Raw genomic sequence first — 13372 nt, forward strand, 5'->3', positions numbered from 1 at the left:
AACCTGTCTGGCCTACGCCTCCGGGGGAACAGGCCAGTTAACATGCTCAGGGTCGGTTGTCACATCAACCGCCTTAATCTCGTTTTTATAAGCCATCCACGCCGACAGTTTAGCTCTGTTGGCGTCGCTGATTTCACCCAGCATCAACTCTGTTCGCCAGTCGAGCATTACCGCGTCTGCCTTAGCAAGCAGCCTCTGGCGCTCAGTCTCAGCAATCTGAATCAATTGTTCCTGGCTCAGTGGTGGAGTATCGGCCCAGGATGGCAGACCATCAGCGCCGGGCTGCATGATTTTCCCGTCGCGGCCCAACATAAATTCTTCATGCACTTCCTGTGAAACCTCAACTAAATCCACGGGCGTCGGGTTGTATACAATTGCATCCGAAAAAAAACCGTTATGTTCTGCACTGTAAAATATCTTCATGCTTTCCCCACTGCAATATATCGTGCGTTCACAAATTTATTGGGTTGTGATGCGCCTGTTTTTGAATTTCGCACTGCTGCACCTAACGCAGTTACAGGTCCAGGGCCGGATGGATACGGAGAAAATATGAGAGGGTCAGTATCTGCCGCATAACTCGCATTCGCCTGCGTGATATTCAGATAAAAAACGGTATCAGGGAATGCAAACGGAAACACAACGTTCAAATTACCCTCTGGTGTGGTGTCCTTACTGCAGTTACCAACCATGACGATGAATGCCCCGATTTTCGCGGTCAGATACGTAGGGCCAGACGTTATTACCAAACCAAGGTTTGCGAGACCGTTTTTTGAAGTTAAGACAGGAGTCCATTTCGCGGATGGCGGCTGGCTACCAACATTGGCATTTTGTAAGGACTGATAAGATTCACCGTTATGTGTGCAGATTGAACCGAGATGATATTCCTGCTCAGCATGCCACTCTGGAATCCCCATCTGGTGCTGATACGCAATAAACTGACTCATTGCATACATTGCCGCATTGAAGTCCTCAAGCGAGGGGTGCTCGGAAGCGCCAACAATGCCCCATCCGCGCAGGAAAGATGCCGTGATCTGCGAGGTCAGATCATCTGCCTGATTTGTTTCACCAAACACAGTTCTTTCCAGCCCCTGAGCATCAGAGGCAAAAGCCCGAACATTTCCCTGGTATCGTGCAATCTTAGACATGGATTTTCCTCGAAAAAAAACCGCCCTGGTAGGCGGTATTGAATTTGCTGGCGAAGCCTCTGGCCGAGGGGTTTCGCGAGAAACCGAATGTCAGACCTGGAGTCACCTGATAAAAATAATCGTATCGAACGCCTGCAGGTTTTGGCAGCAAGCCAAGCTTCACAATCAAGCGTAACTCTTCAACTGATACCTGCGGCGAAACGTTCAGCGCAAGTGTCATGTCTTTTCTGTCGGTCACGTAAGCTTCGCCGTTGAATGCCGTCTGTATAACATCCTGTAGGCTGACTCGATCGTCTGACGCTATCGTTGCACCTGCGGCGTTTCGCGCAATTTTGACCCGGAGGAACCTGCGATATTCATTGTCAGCCAGTTGGTAGTCACCATATGCCGGGGAAAACTTGCTGTAGAAAGGTGCCCCGGCATACGCCGCATTAGATTTACTGTCGAAGCCCGCAGTATTCAGATGTCCGTCAAACCCGAAAAATACACGGGCAATAACATCCGGCACGCTGCGGGGAAGCCCAACTATCCGGCCAATCACATCGAGCCGGTATCCGGTAACACGGTCGAGATCAAAATTGTCTGGGTTACGAATAAAATCGGCGATGATTTGCCAGTGCCTGAGCATGGCCTGTATCTCTGACCTTGCTTTTTTCTTTTCCCAATACTGCTTGATGAGCATTAGTGTGTAGCGGTTAATGATGTCGTCATTCACTGGAGCACCTCATTAACGTCTATATTTTCCACACCCAAAGTGAACTTTCCCTGAAAACCCGGCGAAAGCTCAGCATCGGTGTAATCGACTCCATTGCTGCTAATTTGCAGGTTGGTCAGCACAAAATTCACCCGCCCGACACCGTAGCCATTCTCATAAAATTCGTTGGCATCCACAGACTCACCGATGTGCATGGTGCGTGATATAAGTGATTTTTTGAGGGTATCGATATCTATCGGTTCGTTTTGAGTCTTACGGCGGGCAGTAAGCCTGATATGAAGCGGTTTGTAGATGGGGCGATCAAGCTGAAGCTCATGGGCTATCGGAAATGAGGTGCCGTCAGGCCGAATCAGGGTTTCGGTGTAGCGACCGGTTATACTGCCTTTCGTTCCCGTGCCACCACCTTTCTGTTTAACCATGACCTCCACGATTTCTGAGATCGCACCGCCTTCCACGACAAGCCATATAGAGTTTGCCGGAATACCCGTAGTTTGATCATCGATTTTCGTGTCGTTCTCACCAATATTTAGATCAATTACGCCTGTCAGTTGGGCAACTTTTGCGAAGACAGCACCAGTGCTTCCTGTTGCCGGATTCTCAAGAGACCGATTCCGGCGCTGCCTGAACTCTTCTGGCGTCTCTTCATCACGCCCCACCACAACCTCTGAATCAGAGATAATGCTCACAATCCCTGGTTCTGGTGTGAGTTGAGTGAAGGTATCGGTGATCAGTCCTGTAACCTTCCCAAAATTTTGAGCAAAAAAGGTAGCAGTTGTGACGCCCGCCGGAATGGTCACATCCTGTCGGATAACCCAGACCTGATTGGCCTGGTCCCGTATCTTGTACCCGCTATAGAGAAGTAACGGCCTGTCTGTTGTGACTTTAAGGTCACGTTGCGAACGTGAACCAGGGCGCATGAAAAGACCGTGAAGTTTGGCAATAATCTGCTGCATATCACCCGTATTAAAATCAGGGTCCATTTGGGAATAAAGCCATTGCAGCGCGGCTTCAATATCTACCCGAGCCTGAGCTTCGATTGCCACACGTTGACCGTCTGGAGACTCCTGGTCTAAATCAATATCCTGCCCATAAATCCCTTTATAGCCATCACTCAGCATCTGAAACAAATCTCTGAATGTATTTATCTCCAGACCGTTGTCATTAAACTGTAGTGCCATTTTTCAACGCTCCGCTGACTGGGAAGGTGATCGTCTGCTCGTCATAGACGGTCTCAATGCTGAGTTCGATTTTTTGTAACCGGGTGGCTTTATTGACCTCCATCGCCAGTTCTGTGATGCGCATAACTCCGTCCGTCGCCAGTGTCACACGCTCGATCTCCCGCAAAATTTCCTGCTCGGTGTTTTTTTCTGATAACAGGTAAAGCCAGTCGATGTTGTCATCCATGTTGAGAGGGTTATCGTTTTTGAACGAGAGAATCCGGCATTTCACTTTCTGTGCGATAGCTACACCGCCAGTAATATAATTCGCTCGCCCGCGCCCAAATCCCCAGTCGTGATTTTTATCCAGTGCTGAAACAATCATGAGATCTCCGTGACGATACCGTTGGTAACTGTGATTGTTTTCCCGTCATCGCTTCGAAATGAACCAGACACACCTGATTTGCCGCCTGTCTTTACCTGGGAATATTGAAGTACATTCAGAACATCGCATTCTTCCAGAGTCGTCTTGCCCTCTTTCTGGGTAATATTCCCTGTGAGGTTTAAATCACCTTCATGGTCAGTATCCCCCTTCATCATCCGATTCTTCTTAGGAATAGCGATAGCGGCGGCCTGTGGATTAACCCCACATAGAGCAAATCCATCTGAATAATCGTGCATGCGCATTTCAAGTGGTGAAACGAAGTCGCTGCCAGCATACCAGGCGTCATAGCAACGCTCAGATATTAGAACGAGGCAATAGTCACCAGCCGCAATTGGTTCTGCGATATAACTATCACCACCTTGCAAAATTACCGGGGGTACTTCGATGAACTCTGGGAGTTGCCTGCTGCTCCCCTTCACAACCCGATTGATAACGGGGGCGCAACTGATTGTTTTGTCATTTACAGACGTTATTTTTGCGACAACAATGGTATGAACATCGGCCAGAGCGAATTCAACACCCAGGCCGATTGTGTCGTGAAGTTCTTCAACCATATTTTTTCTCTGGGATGAATTATGAAAAAATTGATTTGCATTGCTGGATTGTTATTTGCCACAGCATCTATCGCTGGGCCTTACGCAGAAATTGCGAAATCTAAGTTTGAAAGCGCCATGCTCGAAGCACTTCAGGCAACTAATGCTAATCAGAAAAAAATAAATGAAGGCATGTCTCAGTTACCAGCCATGGAAAAACAAATGAGAGGGGTAGTTCGTGAAGGCTTAAAAGAAAAAAAGTCATGTTCTAAGATAAAGCGAGACTTCATCAAGGAACAAAAACAAATGATGGAAAAGGAAGATTGGCCGGATCAAGACTTTGTCGAGTCATTTCTTTCTGCGGGTGGTGATTATGTCGCAACTATTTGCCTCGATATGAAATAGTCACTTAATTACCCTGTAGCTCCCTGCTGGCTGACAGACGACCTTCTGATACCAAGCAGGCCCGTTGTTCTGCCCACTGGTTTCAATCTGGTATATCTTATAAACCCCGTTTAACGCGGGGTTCATGACACTCTCCATCGCACAAAGTCCTCCAATTACCAGCATAGGATTCAGTTTCGTATCGAATACTATTTGCCCTTTTGATGACTTGGCTAAGGTGCTCGAATCGGTGTCTTTTTTACCTGCCGGATCAGTATCAGGATCATTGGTTGGAGTTTTGGCTTTCTTACCGCCGTCATCCTGCGCGCTAATCTTCGTGGCCTGCGGGGTGTTTAGCAGACCGCTTCGCGCGTTCACGACTGGAATGTTACCCGATGTAACCTCATTAGCTTTGAGGATATGGACGCGCTCATCTTTGATGAAAAATGACTCGTCAGGCGCAAGGGTATCGGTAAGAATTTTACTGGAGCTACCTACCAGAACCTTCGGCCTGATGAGTGCCTGTTGCTTCGTCACAGAGCCTTTCTTCGTGTTCGGCATGTCCTGCAAGACAGAATCGACAACCTGATCTTTCCCGCGTACCGTGCGCGATGTGAAGGCGTTGATATAGTCGTGACCACCGTCTTCACATTCCAAGCTGACGATGTGGATCGCACCATCACGCTTTACTGCCCCACTTTTAACTGAACCCTGAAACACCTGACGCAGCTTGCCGTCGTAACCAACCTCCAGCCTTACCGGGATGTACTTCTCTTCATCTTCAGACTTGAGCAATTGCAGACGCGTGGAGGGCTTTAAACCGTTGATGGACACACTCAACTTACCCAGAGACTTTTTACTTACCGATTCAAGCGCTTTAAATGAAATAGTTATCGGTGGCTGAATAATCACAGCCTGGTTACCGATCCCAACCGTCAGACGATAGTCACGATAAAAAGTTTCCATTACGGTACGTCTCCCCCGCGAATTTCAATCATTTCTTCCGGTGTTACCATGTAAAGCTCACATCGTCCGCTGGCGAAATCATCTGCGCGGTACGGATCTATACCGGTGTTATCTGTAGCAAGCACCGCAATATCAAACGGCCAGTTTTTATGTCGAAAATGCAACGTTCCCAGCGACAACTTTACGCCATCAATATAATCGCCATTGTATTCCACGCGCATCTTCCACATTTCAACCGTTGGCAGGTGGCGAAGGATAACGACAGCCTCACCACGGTCAAAGTTCAGAATGTGGCGCTGAATAGACTCGTCGGTAATGTTGGAGATCTGATTCATATTATCTCCCAAGTAGTGCGGTAAAGACTGATTTAGATTTTCCACTACCACTTTTTGAACTATCTGCCGGAGTCTGCGCCCCCTTATTTGCAACGCCCGCTGTTTTTGATTTAGCGACTGCCGACGGCGATTTGAAGTGCTGCTCTATCGGTGCGGTAGTTAGTTGCGTGAAGGTGATCTTTGTAAAACTGGCCTCAAACTTAGTTTCCATCGTCTGATTGTCAGTGCTGATGAGCAGGCCGCTTAATGCCATATTTTCATGGGTGCGATAATCTACCTCCACGGAAATAAGTTGCTTGCCGTAGTACACACCCTCAATAAAATCGAGGAATTGCTCTCTGATACCTTTTGCGCCACCAGTAGACGGGCTGCCCACCAGCCCAAACAGGTCGGCGCCTTTATCAGCCAGGCGTTTTGCCTTTAAGATGGCCTGCTCTGCGCGGTCGGCAATCTCATTCATTTTCTGCAACTGCTGCTGCGTCTTTGCGGGGATATACTCCAGCACCTCGCCATACTTCGAATAATCAGGCATCAGGCTAAAAGAAGAGTTTGGTTTTGCATCGACATAGATATCGGCCACAACACCGCTGATTTTTATCGTCAGCGGGCCATTAATAATATCGTCAGACGCGTTACTACCGTCCTCCAGCACGTCTACCGGAACCTGAGAGGGGTAATCAGTCGAATCACTCACGCGAGCGAACATTGAGAACCCGCCGATCCCTACCTTTTTAACTGTATCCTTGCCAGAAGATTGCGCCTGCATGAGGCCGTCTAGAATTCCCATTAACGCCCTCCTCTGCCACTCAACCGGTTGGCATCCTTCATGTTTTGTTGCAGGCTATCTGCCGCGGTATTCCCGGCTACAACTGGATCAGATGTATTGATGTGAATCGTGTTCTGCTGGCTGACATTTGAATTGCTTGTCATACCACCACCAGCGATACCCACCGCAGAATTCATGCCGTAAGGAATACCATCAGGACTAATGCCACCATTACCGCCGCCGGTTACACCCTGCTGCTGTTCATCCTCACCGAACCCGAAGAAAGACTTCGTGGCATTCCAGGCATTTGAAGCAGCATTGTTGATCGTGTTTTTAATCGTCTCACCGAGGTTTGCGAACAGCCCCATTACCCACTGCATAAATTCATCAAACGGTTTTCTGAGCAGAGCGACACTTTCAGTGAAAGATTTCACAACATCATCCCACGCCCCCTGAAAATCGCCTGTAACCACTTTACTCAGCGCGCTAAAGAGCAGTTTGATATTCTCAACACCCTGTTTGAATACATCGATGATGTAATCGACCACCACCATGACCGCGTCTTTAATCGCCAGCAAACCGGGGACGATATCGATCCCCCATGTGTCTTTAAAGAAATCAGCAATAACGCTTTGGCCGCCTTCCATCGCCGTTAACAGATCATCTATGACGAGGATAACGCCCAGGATTGCTGCGGTGATAAGGACTACTGGAGACATCAGCACGCCCATTGCCGTTGCAAGCCCGCCAGTGACAAGCCACCAGGCAGAGAAAGCGATAGTGATAGCAGCGACAATCGGCAGGAAGCGGCGGATCATACCCATAACGGAGAAGATAATTTCCCCAAGATGGGCCAGACCGTTCTTGATGAGATCCTTGTTAGCAATGAGAAAGTCTGTAAACCCATCCACCAGGTCTTTCAGCACCGGTACAAATCCGACGGCAACCTGAAATTTGATACCATCAAAGCCTTTCCCTAGCGTGGTAAGAGAATCGTTATAGGCAGCAAACTGATCGGCCTGGTCTTGCGTGACAACACCAAGCGCCTCAGCCTTGTCCTGCAACGAAGATATTTCGTCACCCGTCATGGATAACAACTGCACCATGGAACGGTCGATACCCATCTTATCCAGAACAGAAAACTTCTCTGCCTGGCTCATGCCGTGCAGTTTGTCGGCCAGTTCACGAAATATCACATCGGAGTTTTTTACCTGCCCGTTCATATCCTTGAACTGAAGACCCAGCCTTTCCGCAACGTCTTTCGCTTCCCCCTCTCCGGTGGAAACGAACTCCCCCACTCTTTTTGTCATCTCGCCGAGCGAAGCCTGCAACGCATCAACACTTGAACCATTTACGGACGCCGCATAGCCCAGAGTCTGGACAGTCTCGATCGCCACTCCCGTTTCCCGGGAGAACTGGACCAGCGGATCAATAGACTGACTGATAGACGTCACCCAGCCAGCAACCCCAGCAGCCGAACCGGCGATAGCTGCGCCAAGCCCGGCAAGCAGACCAATGGATGCTTTCAGATTCGCGTTGAAGGTTTCCTGTGGTGCCAGATCACCAATAAAACCGAATTTGGTAATAAGTTCGTTAACTATCGCCATTCCGGGCCTTCTCCATCTCGTAGTGCTGAATGTCTGCGCTGATATTCTCGAACTCGAGCATGTCAAACAGCTCTGGTGTGTCTAATCTGACAAGTTCGTGATAGGGGCCGTATCCGGCCTTTGACAGCGCCAGATACATGCTCATGTCGTCGCTTATGTTCGAGGATTTAACGTAAATTTCTGAACGTCTGGAGCTTCTGAACGTGAGTTCATATCGCTCCCGCCCATAAAAGGCAGGCTGATAACCTGTAGCGCTGTTGTGATTAGCATGACGTAATCACCTGGGAAGGATTCGAAGTGTTCCTGCTGCTTGGACAGTTGCACACCGTCAAACAGAACATAATCAAACATCAGGCGTTCAATTTCCTCGAATCGCTCTGAGTCCAGAAACTCCAGGGACTCCCGCGATAACTCAGAAGCAATGCCTGTGAAGAATGCAAAAATCTTGCGGCGTTTTTTATGCGTCATCGCAGCAAAGTCGTAGCGGTTGCCGTTAATCTCAGCAAAACCGTCATCGTAGACCGCCTTGATCATCTCAAGGGCTTTCTGCTGTTTTTCTTTCCGTTCTTTTTCGTTATTCATGGGCATGGGGATACCTTATACATTGCGCACGACGTTACGGAACTCGATGGTGTACTCCATCAGTGCATTAACGTCCTGGTTGTTTTTGGTTTGCGTCGGTTGAGTGGTGATAGAACCGACCTGTAGATCGTAGGTTTCCTTCAGTGCCGCGCCGTCGCGCACGAACGACTCTTTAACTGAGCCATTAAAGACAACGGGAATCGCAGCGTTACGCTGCTGGTTGAGCCAGATATCATCATTAGAAAACTTCTGGACGCGTATCACCATCACATGCACCCCGGCATCGACACGCCCGGAGATTGTGACGCCGTTATTCGCACTATTGGCACGGCTCGTAAGCGGATTGGATGGCGTCAACGTGAAGTAGTCCCCCGCTGCGATATCCGTAATGATTCGCCCATTAAGAACCGTGGTCGCGGTATCTGCACTGATAACAATCTGAGACATTCACCGCTCCTTATTTATTGAAATTGATGATGATATCGGCACTGTGAACAGCGCCAGCATTCTTTACTGCAACCTGAACAACCGGGGATTTGCGTTCCTGCCTGTCTGCAGTTGACTGGTCTTTCAGGTCACCTGCCAGCACGTAATACCCGTTTTGCTCGATATTTCGCAGAAACATATCCCGATCCCCGAAGAAGTCAGGCAGCGTCCAGGTCCCCGGATTGAACACCCCGGCCTTCACAAACCCATGCGTGGTTTTCTCTACACAGTCCTCTAACTGATCAACGCCATAATAGGTTTGTGGGACTTTCGTCGGCGTGGTTTTAAGGAGGTTGAAGGAATCCGTCTGCACTGCGTCAACGTAGGCCATCAGGTTATAGACGTTGTCCACAAAATCATTGGAACCGCTCGACAGCACGCAGGGAACATCTTTAATCGTGGTGTAGATATCAAGGCCTACGCGCTTAGCCTTGTCGATCTCCGTCTGCTCATAACTTTCAGCCGGCACGTTCATCGTTTTGAGGTGCAACGTGATTGCGGTACGCTCTCCGTTGAAATTGACGGTATGCGTGCGCGCCATATAGCTGACACCAAATTTCCTGTTACCTGCTTTGCTGTAGAGCATGCGGAAATTACTCTGGCTGGCGAGTGTTACTGCCCATGCTGGGTTATCCGGGGCAACTTCCAGAGCTGCCGAACCGGTAAATGTCTCATACACGATTACCGCATTCGCTTTCGCCCATGAAGCGATCAATGGCACCTGCACATCGAGAATTTTGTCGATGAAAGTCGCGCCTTTTACATTGACCTGTGCTTTAAGTTTACTGAGAGACTCCAGTTGTGTTTCAGGTGAAATCTCAGTTGATGCGCTACCGTTTACCAGCGAAGCGCCGGAACCTTCCGCAACCGCCAGCAGATCGCCAATAAAAGAACCGCCATCCATCGCTTTCGGAAAACCAACAACAGAGTTAGCTCCTGTCGATTTGCTGGTGATCACTATACGACTACCATCAAAAACAACCGATGCGACATCTGGCGTAATTTTCGCCTGGATTTGGGCAATGACATCTGACAGTGTCGCAGCCGTCATGCCATTAATTGCGGCCACATCGTGCTTCGTGCCGTCAATCTCAATACTGAATGACCAGTCAGACTTCTCGCGTAACGCTGGCAGTACGACTGCCTGAGAAATCTCACCGCCACCCAGTACACCGCTGGTCGCGGGCAGCGTTTCCCCGGCAGCATTCCAGTAACCAACAATCAGCGTGCCGCCAGCGGATACCGGGTTAGGGCTGGTCCCGAAAAACACATTTGCAAAAGCTGCCGTGACAGAAGAAGCCCCCCAGTCCTGTTCGACAGCGGGTGCGCTTTTGTAAGAACGCCAGCGCTCTGCGGTGCTCAATACCCCTGTCTGGCTGGTAAGAATTGCGCAGACGTTGATGTTATCGCGCGCCGCCGCCCGCCCCTCTTCGAGAAGCGTCACATTAATGACGTTATTAATTGATGCCGACATTTATTTGTCCTCTAAAAATTGAAACTGCGGCGTATCGATGCGCAGCGTCTGCACGTCCCGAGCAGGGGCATACTGAACATTGAAACTCAGGTGAACACGATTACCGTGGGACTGCCCCAGGAGTTGCCCCACATCGATGATGTTTGAGACGGCCATGATGGTGAGAGAATGAGTTCGGCGCAGTTCGTTCGCCGCCTGGCTATAGCTCAACATCAGGAAGTTTTCAGCGTTGCTGTATGCTTCGTCCCCGTAGAACTCAAGAACAATCGCGTGACTCACTGAGGCGCTATAAGTCATCACCTCAGCCTCACCATTAAAGCGCTGGCCTCTAGCCAGAACCGATTGAGGCAGCGAACCGTTGACCACGATATAACTGGTGGAGAAGTCCGACGCCTGCACGTTCCGTCGGTCGAACTTGATCAGCTGCTCGTCGTAGTCCAGAAGGTCACGAACGAAACGCGCGACCGCTTTCAGGTGGGGTTGTGTCATGGCGTTGGCACCAGTAGCGGGAGCCGGGTTTCCTCGGCAATGACGGCGCAGAATCCATAATCCATGTAATCGGCCGGGGACACGACTTTGTAATCCTTCCCGCCCTTTTCGATGAACTGGCCGGTTTCAATTTTCAGCCGCGCGTGAATCAGCAGATACTCTTTCGACCAGTCCAGGCTATCCAGCGTCAGATTCTCTTTGTTCGCGCTTTGCACCACCGCCAAAATGTCCTGGCTGGTGACGATTACAGTCGGCTCAAAATCCACGGTCTTTTCCGTCCTGGTTTTGAGTTTTAAAGGCTGCTCCCAACCGATTAGCGCGTCGCTCATATCAAGTTCTGATAAGTCGCTCACTTACGAACCTCCCATGTGATAGTCCCTCGTAACTGCCCTTTATCAATCAAGATCGCCGATGAGCCTTTGGCTTTTTTCGTTGCCTCGGTGATATCCGGCCACGTACCATAACCACCCGTTTCAAAGGCTTTCACACTGATATTCCGCGCGGTGGCGCCTATCAGATTTAACGCGGTTGTTGCATCCATTTTCCCGGAGCCTACGGCTTCACAGGCCTTTTCGATTGCCCGGTTAATTTCTGATTTTTTGAGGGTGAATGGAGCGCGGAGAAAAGAACGTTCAGGGAGTGTTATTGTATGGGCTGCCGTAAAGCCGCTAACCGGCCCCATGAGGCTATTTTTTGTGAAAGTAGCCTTGCCACCCATTGCCATATATCCGGTGCCGCCAGGGTGATCGATTTCAGCGCCGAATTCGTGGGCCGCCCCAATCTCAATTATTGATGTTCCATCATCATTGGTTGCGTTTCCCACTTTGCCCGCAGGCAAACCCACGGCGACGTAATGCGTTTTCATCGCCTCCAGGTTCTTCAGGTATTTGGTGGTAAGTTTTAGCGTCTCTTCCGGAGTCATAGCAAATCACTCCCAGTTCACTACCTAATAGCCAGCACATGCACGCCCACCAGCTTACGCAGCCTCAGATACTCTTGTCCGTAAGAGCTGGACGCGTAGCCATCGTGAACGGCCCCAAACCCGGCATCGGGCGCTGAATAGCCAATAGACACGCCTGCAACGGATCGACTGGTGATTGTCTGGACAGGCTTGCCATTGCTACTTCCGGAGGGAGTAAGCGCGCCAGCCGCATACAGCAGATGCGCCGCTAAAGCATGGAGCCCTTGTTCATAGAGCTTGTTCCATACCTTGCGGCTCATCTGGTTTGCTGCATCCTGTAGCGCCCCTTCTATGCGAGCAGGGGCAACACTGGCGAACTCGGGGTAACGAACGGTGAAATCCATGCTACCCCCTGTGATTACTCTGCCGGAGAGGATTTGTAATCCACATACACCGCGGACTGCGGCTGTTTCCACATCGCACCACCGAAGGCAGAACGATAACCACACTCGTAGGTCAGCAGATCACGCTGTCGTGCTGCCAGCAGTTCCGGCATATGCACTTCCATTTCCACGTAGTCCTCGTCGTAGGTATAAATCGCCAGGCGAGTTTTACCGGACTTGATGCCGACCGCGTAGTTGCTCGGGACTTTAACAAACGTGATGTTGAAGGATTCATTGCCTGAAGCCTTACGCAGCGCCGCCATAATGCGATCCATTGCCGCAATCGGCAGCAGATCAGTACCCACAACGATCGGGTTAGGGTCGAACTTCTGCATGGCGAGCATAAAATCGCTGGCATCCATGGCGATATGCGTCGGCTGAATACGGTAACTGGATTTGCGCCAGGCCACGTTGTAAGCATCCAGCACCAGTTTCACGAACCCATCAGAGGTCATTTCGGCGATGGTTTTGCCTGAAGCATCGATGACAACCTGAACCTTCGCGCCTGTCAGCAACCCTTCCTGCCCTTTAACTCCGCGATGGCCTACGTATCCCGCGTACTGGATTGTTGCGAGGGCGTTGGCATACAGATCATCCTGCTTTTTGGTCTGCAGGTTGATGTTCAGACGAGCAATCTTCTCCAGTTCCTGCTGAGTCCAGGTTGCAGCTTTAGCCCACTGTCCAACAGGCGCTTTCAGCCATTCGATATCACTATCAATGGTTTTCAGGCTGTTTGTTTTGTTACCAATGATGCCGTCTTTAACCGACCCGACCACCTCTGATACACCGAAATCCACGTATTCCAGAGAAAAATCCAGGCCTTCTTTAACCGGAAGGGCTTCACCGATGTTGATCTCCGGCAGTTCTTTTTCCTGCAACTGCGTGTCACGTTCGGTCAGCGCTTCCTGCAATACTTCTTCAAAATCTGCTGATACCATTGGCAT

The 13372-nt window shown here is 50.0% G+C and carries 19 protein-coding genes; 1 reads left to right on the top strand and 18 read right to left on the bottom strand.

What is annotated here, in order from left to right:
* Positions 1-12: 12 nt before the first annotated feature.
* From FDX24_RS13245 to FDX24_RS13270, 6 genes are read right to left on the bottom strand one after another with little or no spacing between them, the layout of a single operon-like run.
* The gene (locus FDX24_RS13245) at positions 13-423 is read right to left on the bottom strand and encodes a tail fiber assembly protein (protein ID WP_137364426.1); all 411 of its coding nucleotides are present in this window, start codon (positions 421-423) and stop codon (positions 13-15) included.
* Complete coding sequence (locus FDX24_RS23720; protein WP_252362820.1) at positions 420-1145, bottom strand: carbohydrate-binding protein; 726 nt, start codon at positions 1143-1145, stop codon at positions 420-422. Before FDX24_RS23720 ends, FDX24_RS13245 begins: the two co-directional genes overlap by 4 nt.
* Entirely contained in the window at positions 1138-1860 is a 723-nt protein-coding gene (locus tag FDX24_RS13255) for a DUF2612 domain-containing protein (protein WP_137364427.1), read from the bottom strand. Before FDX24_RS13255 ends, FDX24_RS23720 begins: the two co-directional genes overlap by 8 nt.
* The gene (locus FDX24_RS13260) at positions 1857-3038 is read right to left on the bottom strand and encodes a baseplate J/gp47 family protein (RefSeq protein ID WP_137364428.1); all 1182 of its coding nucleotides are present in this window, start codon (positions 3036-3038) and stop codon (positions 1857-1859) included. The genes FDX24_RS13255 and FDX24_RS13260 overlap by 4 nt, the downstream gene beginning before the upstream one ends.
* Complete coding sequence (locus FDX24_RS13265) at positions 3022-3402, bottom strand: hypothetical protein (protein WP_137364429.1); 381 nt, start codon at positions 3400-3402, stop codon at positions 3022-3024. The genes FDX24_RS13260 and FDX24_RS13265 overlap by 17 nt, the downstream gene beginning before the upstream one ends.
* On the bottom strand, positions 3399-4016 hold the full coding sequence (locus FDX24_RS13270; RefSeq protein WP_137364430.1) for a Gp138 family membrane-puncturing spike protein: 618 nt from the start codon (positions 4014-4016) through the stop codon (positions 3399-3401). Before FDX24_RS13270 ends, FDX24_RS13265 begins: the two co-directional genes overlap by 4 nt.
* A 21-nt stretch (positions 4017-4037) precedes the next feature.
* On the opposite strand from FDX24_RS13270, the gene FDX24_RS13275 reads away from it, so the two are divergent.
* Positions 4038-4400 (top strand): hypothetical protein, encoded by a 363-nt coding sequence (locus FDX24_RS13275; RefSeq protein WP_116360029.1) that lies wholly within the window; start codon positions 4038-4040, stop codon positions 4398-4400.
* Here the strand turns inward: FDX24_RS13275 and FDX24_RS13280 are convergent, their stop codons facing one another.
* From FDX24_RS13280 to FDX24_RS13335, 12 genes are all read right to left on the bottom strand, one after another.
* Positions 4401-5345, bottom strand: coding sequence for a hypothetical protein (locus FDX24_RS13280; protein WP_137364431.1), 945 nt, complete (start codon positions 5343-5345; stop codon positions 4401-4403).
* A complete protein-coding gene (locus FDX24_RS13285; protein ID WP_137364432.1) occupies positions 5345-5680 on the bottom strand; it encodes a hypothetical protein in 336 nt (111 codons plus the stop codon). The genes FDX24_RS13280 and FDX24_RS13285 overlap by 1 nt, the downstream gene beginning before the upstream one ends.
* A gap of 1 nt (position 5681) precedes the next feature.
* Entirely contained in the window at positions 5682-6467 is a 786-nt protein-coding gene (locus FDX24_RS13290; protein WP_137364433.1) for a phage baseplate protein, read from the bottom strand.
* Entirely contained in the window at positions 6467-8053 is a 1587-nt protein-coding gene (locus tag FDX24_RS13295; RefSeq protein ID WP_137364434.1) for a hypothetical protein, read from the bottom strand. The genes FDX24_RS13290 and FDX24_RS13295 overlap by 1 nt, the downstream gene beginning before the upstream one ends.
* Before the next feature lie 153 nt (positions 8054-8206).
* Positions 8207-8635 (bottom strand): hypothetical protein, encoded by a 429-nt coding sequence (locus FDX24_RS13300; RefSeq protein WP_137364435.1) that lies wholly within the window; start codon positions 8633-8635, stop codon positions 8207-8209.
* A gap of 15 nt (positions 8636-8650) precedes the next feature.
* Positions 8651-9082: a hypothetical protein gene (locus tag FDX24_RS13305; protein ID WP_137364436.1), complete on the bottom strand. Its 432-nt coding sequence runs from the start codon at positions 9080-9082 to the stop codon at positions 8651-8653.
* A gap of 10 nt (positions 9083-9092) precedes the next feature.
* A complete protein-coding gene (locus tag FDX24_RS13310; RefSeq protein WP_137364437.1) occupies positions 9093-10595 on the bottom strand; it encodes a DUF3383 family protein in 1503 nt (500 codons plus the stop codon).
* Positions 10596-11084, bottom strand: coding sequence for a hypothetical protein (locus FDX24_RS13315; protein WP_137364438.1), 489 nt, complete (start codon positions 11082-11084; stop codon positions 10596-10598). It abuts the gene before it with no gap.
* A complete protein-coding gene (locus tag FDX24_RS13320) occupies positions 11081-11437 on the bottom strand; it encodes a hypothetical protein (RefSeq protein WP_137364439.1) in 357 nt (118 codons plus the stop codon). The genes FDX24_RS13315 and FDX24_RS13320 overlap by 4 nt, the downstream gene beginning before the upstream one ends.
* Positions 11434-12006, bottom strand: coding sequence for a hypothetical protein (locus FDX24_RS13325; RefSeq protein WP_137364440.1), 573 nt, complete (start codon positions 12004-12006; stop codon positions 11434-11436). Before FDX24_RS13325 ends, FDX24_RS13320 begins: the two co-directional genes overlap by 4 nt.
* Positions 12007-12026: 20 nt before the next feature.
* Complete coding sequence (locus FDX24_RS13330) at positions 12027-12389, bottom strand: DUF4054 domain-containing protein (protein ID WP_137364441.1); 363 nt, start codon at positions 12387-12389, stop codon at positions 12027-12029.
* 14 nt (positions 12390-12403) lie between these two features.
* Entirely contained in the window at positions 12404-13372 is a 969-nt protein-coding gene (locus tag FDX24_RS13335) for a major capsid family protein (protein WP_137364442.1), read from the bottom strand.

The organism is Citrobacter sp. wls716 (assembly GCF_005280975.1).
GTDB lineage: Bacteria > Pseudomonadota > Gammaproteobacteria > Enterobacterales > Enterobacteriaceae > Citrobacter > Citrobacter youngae.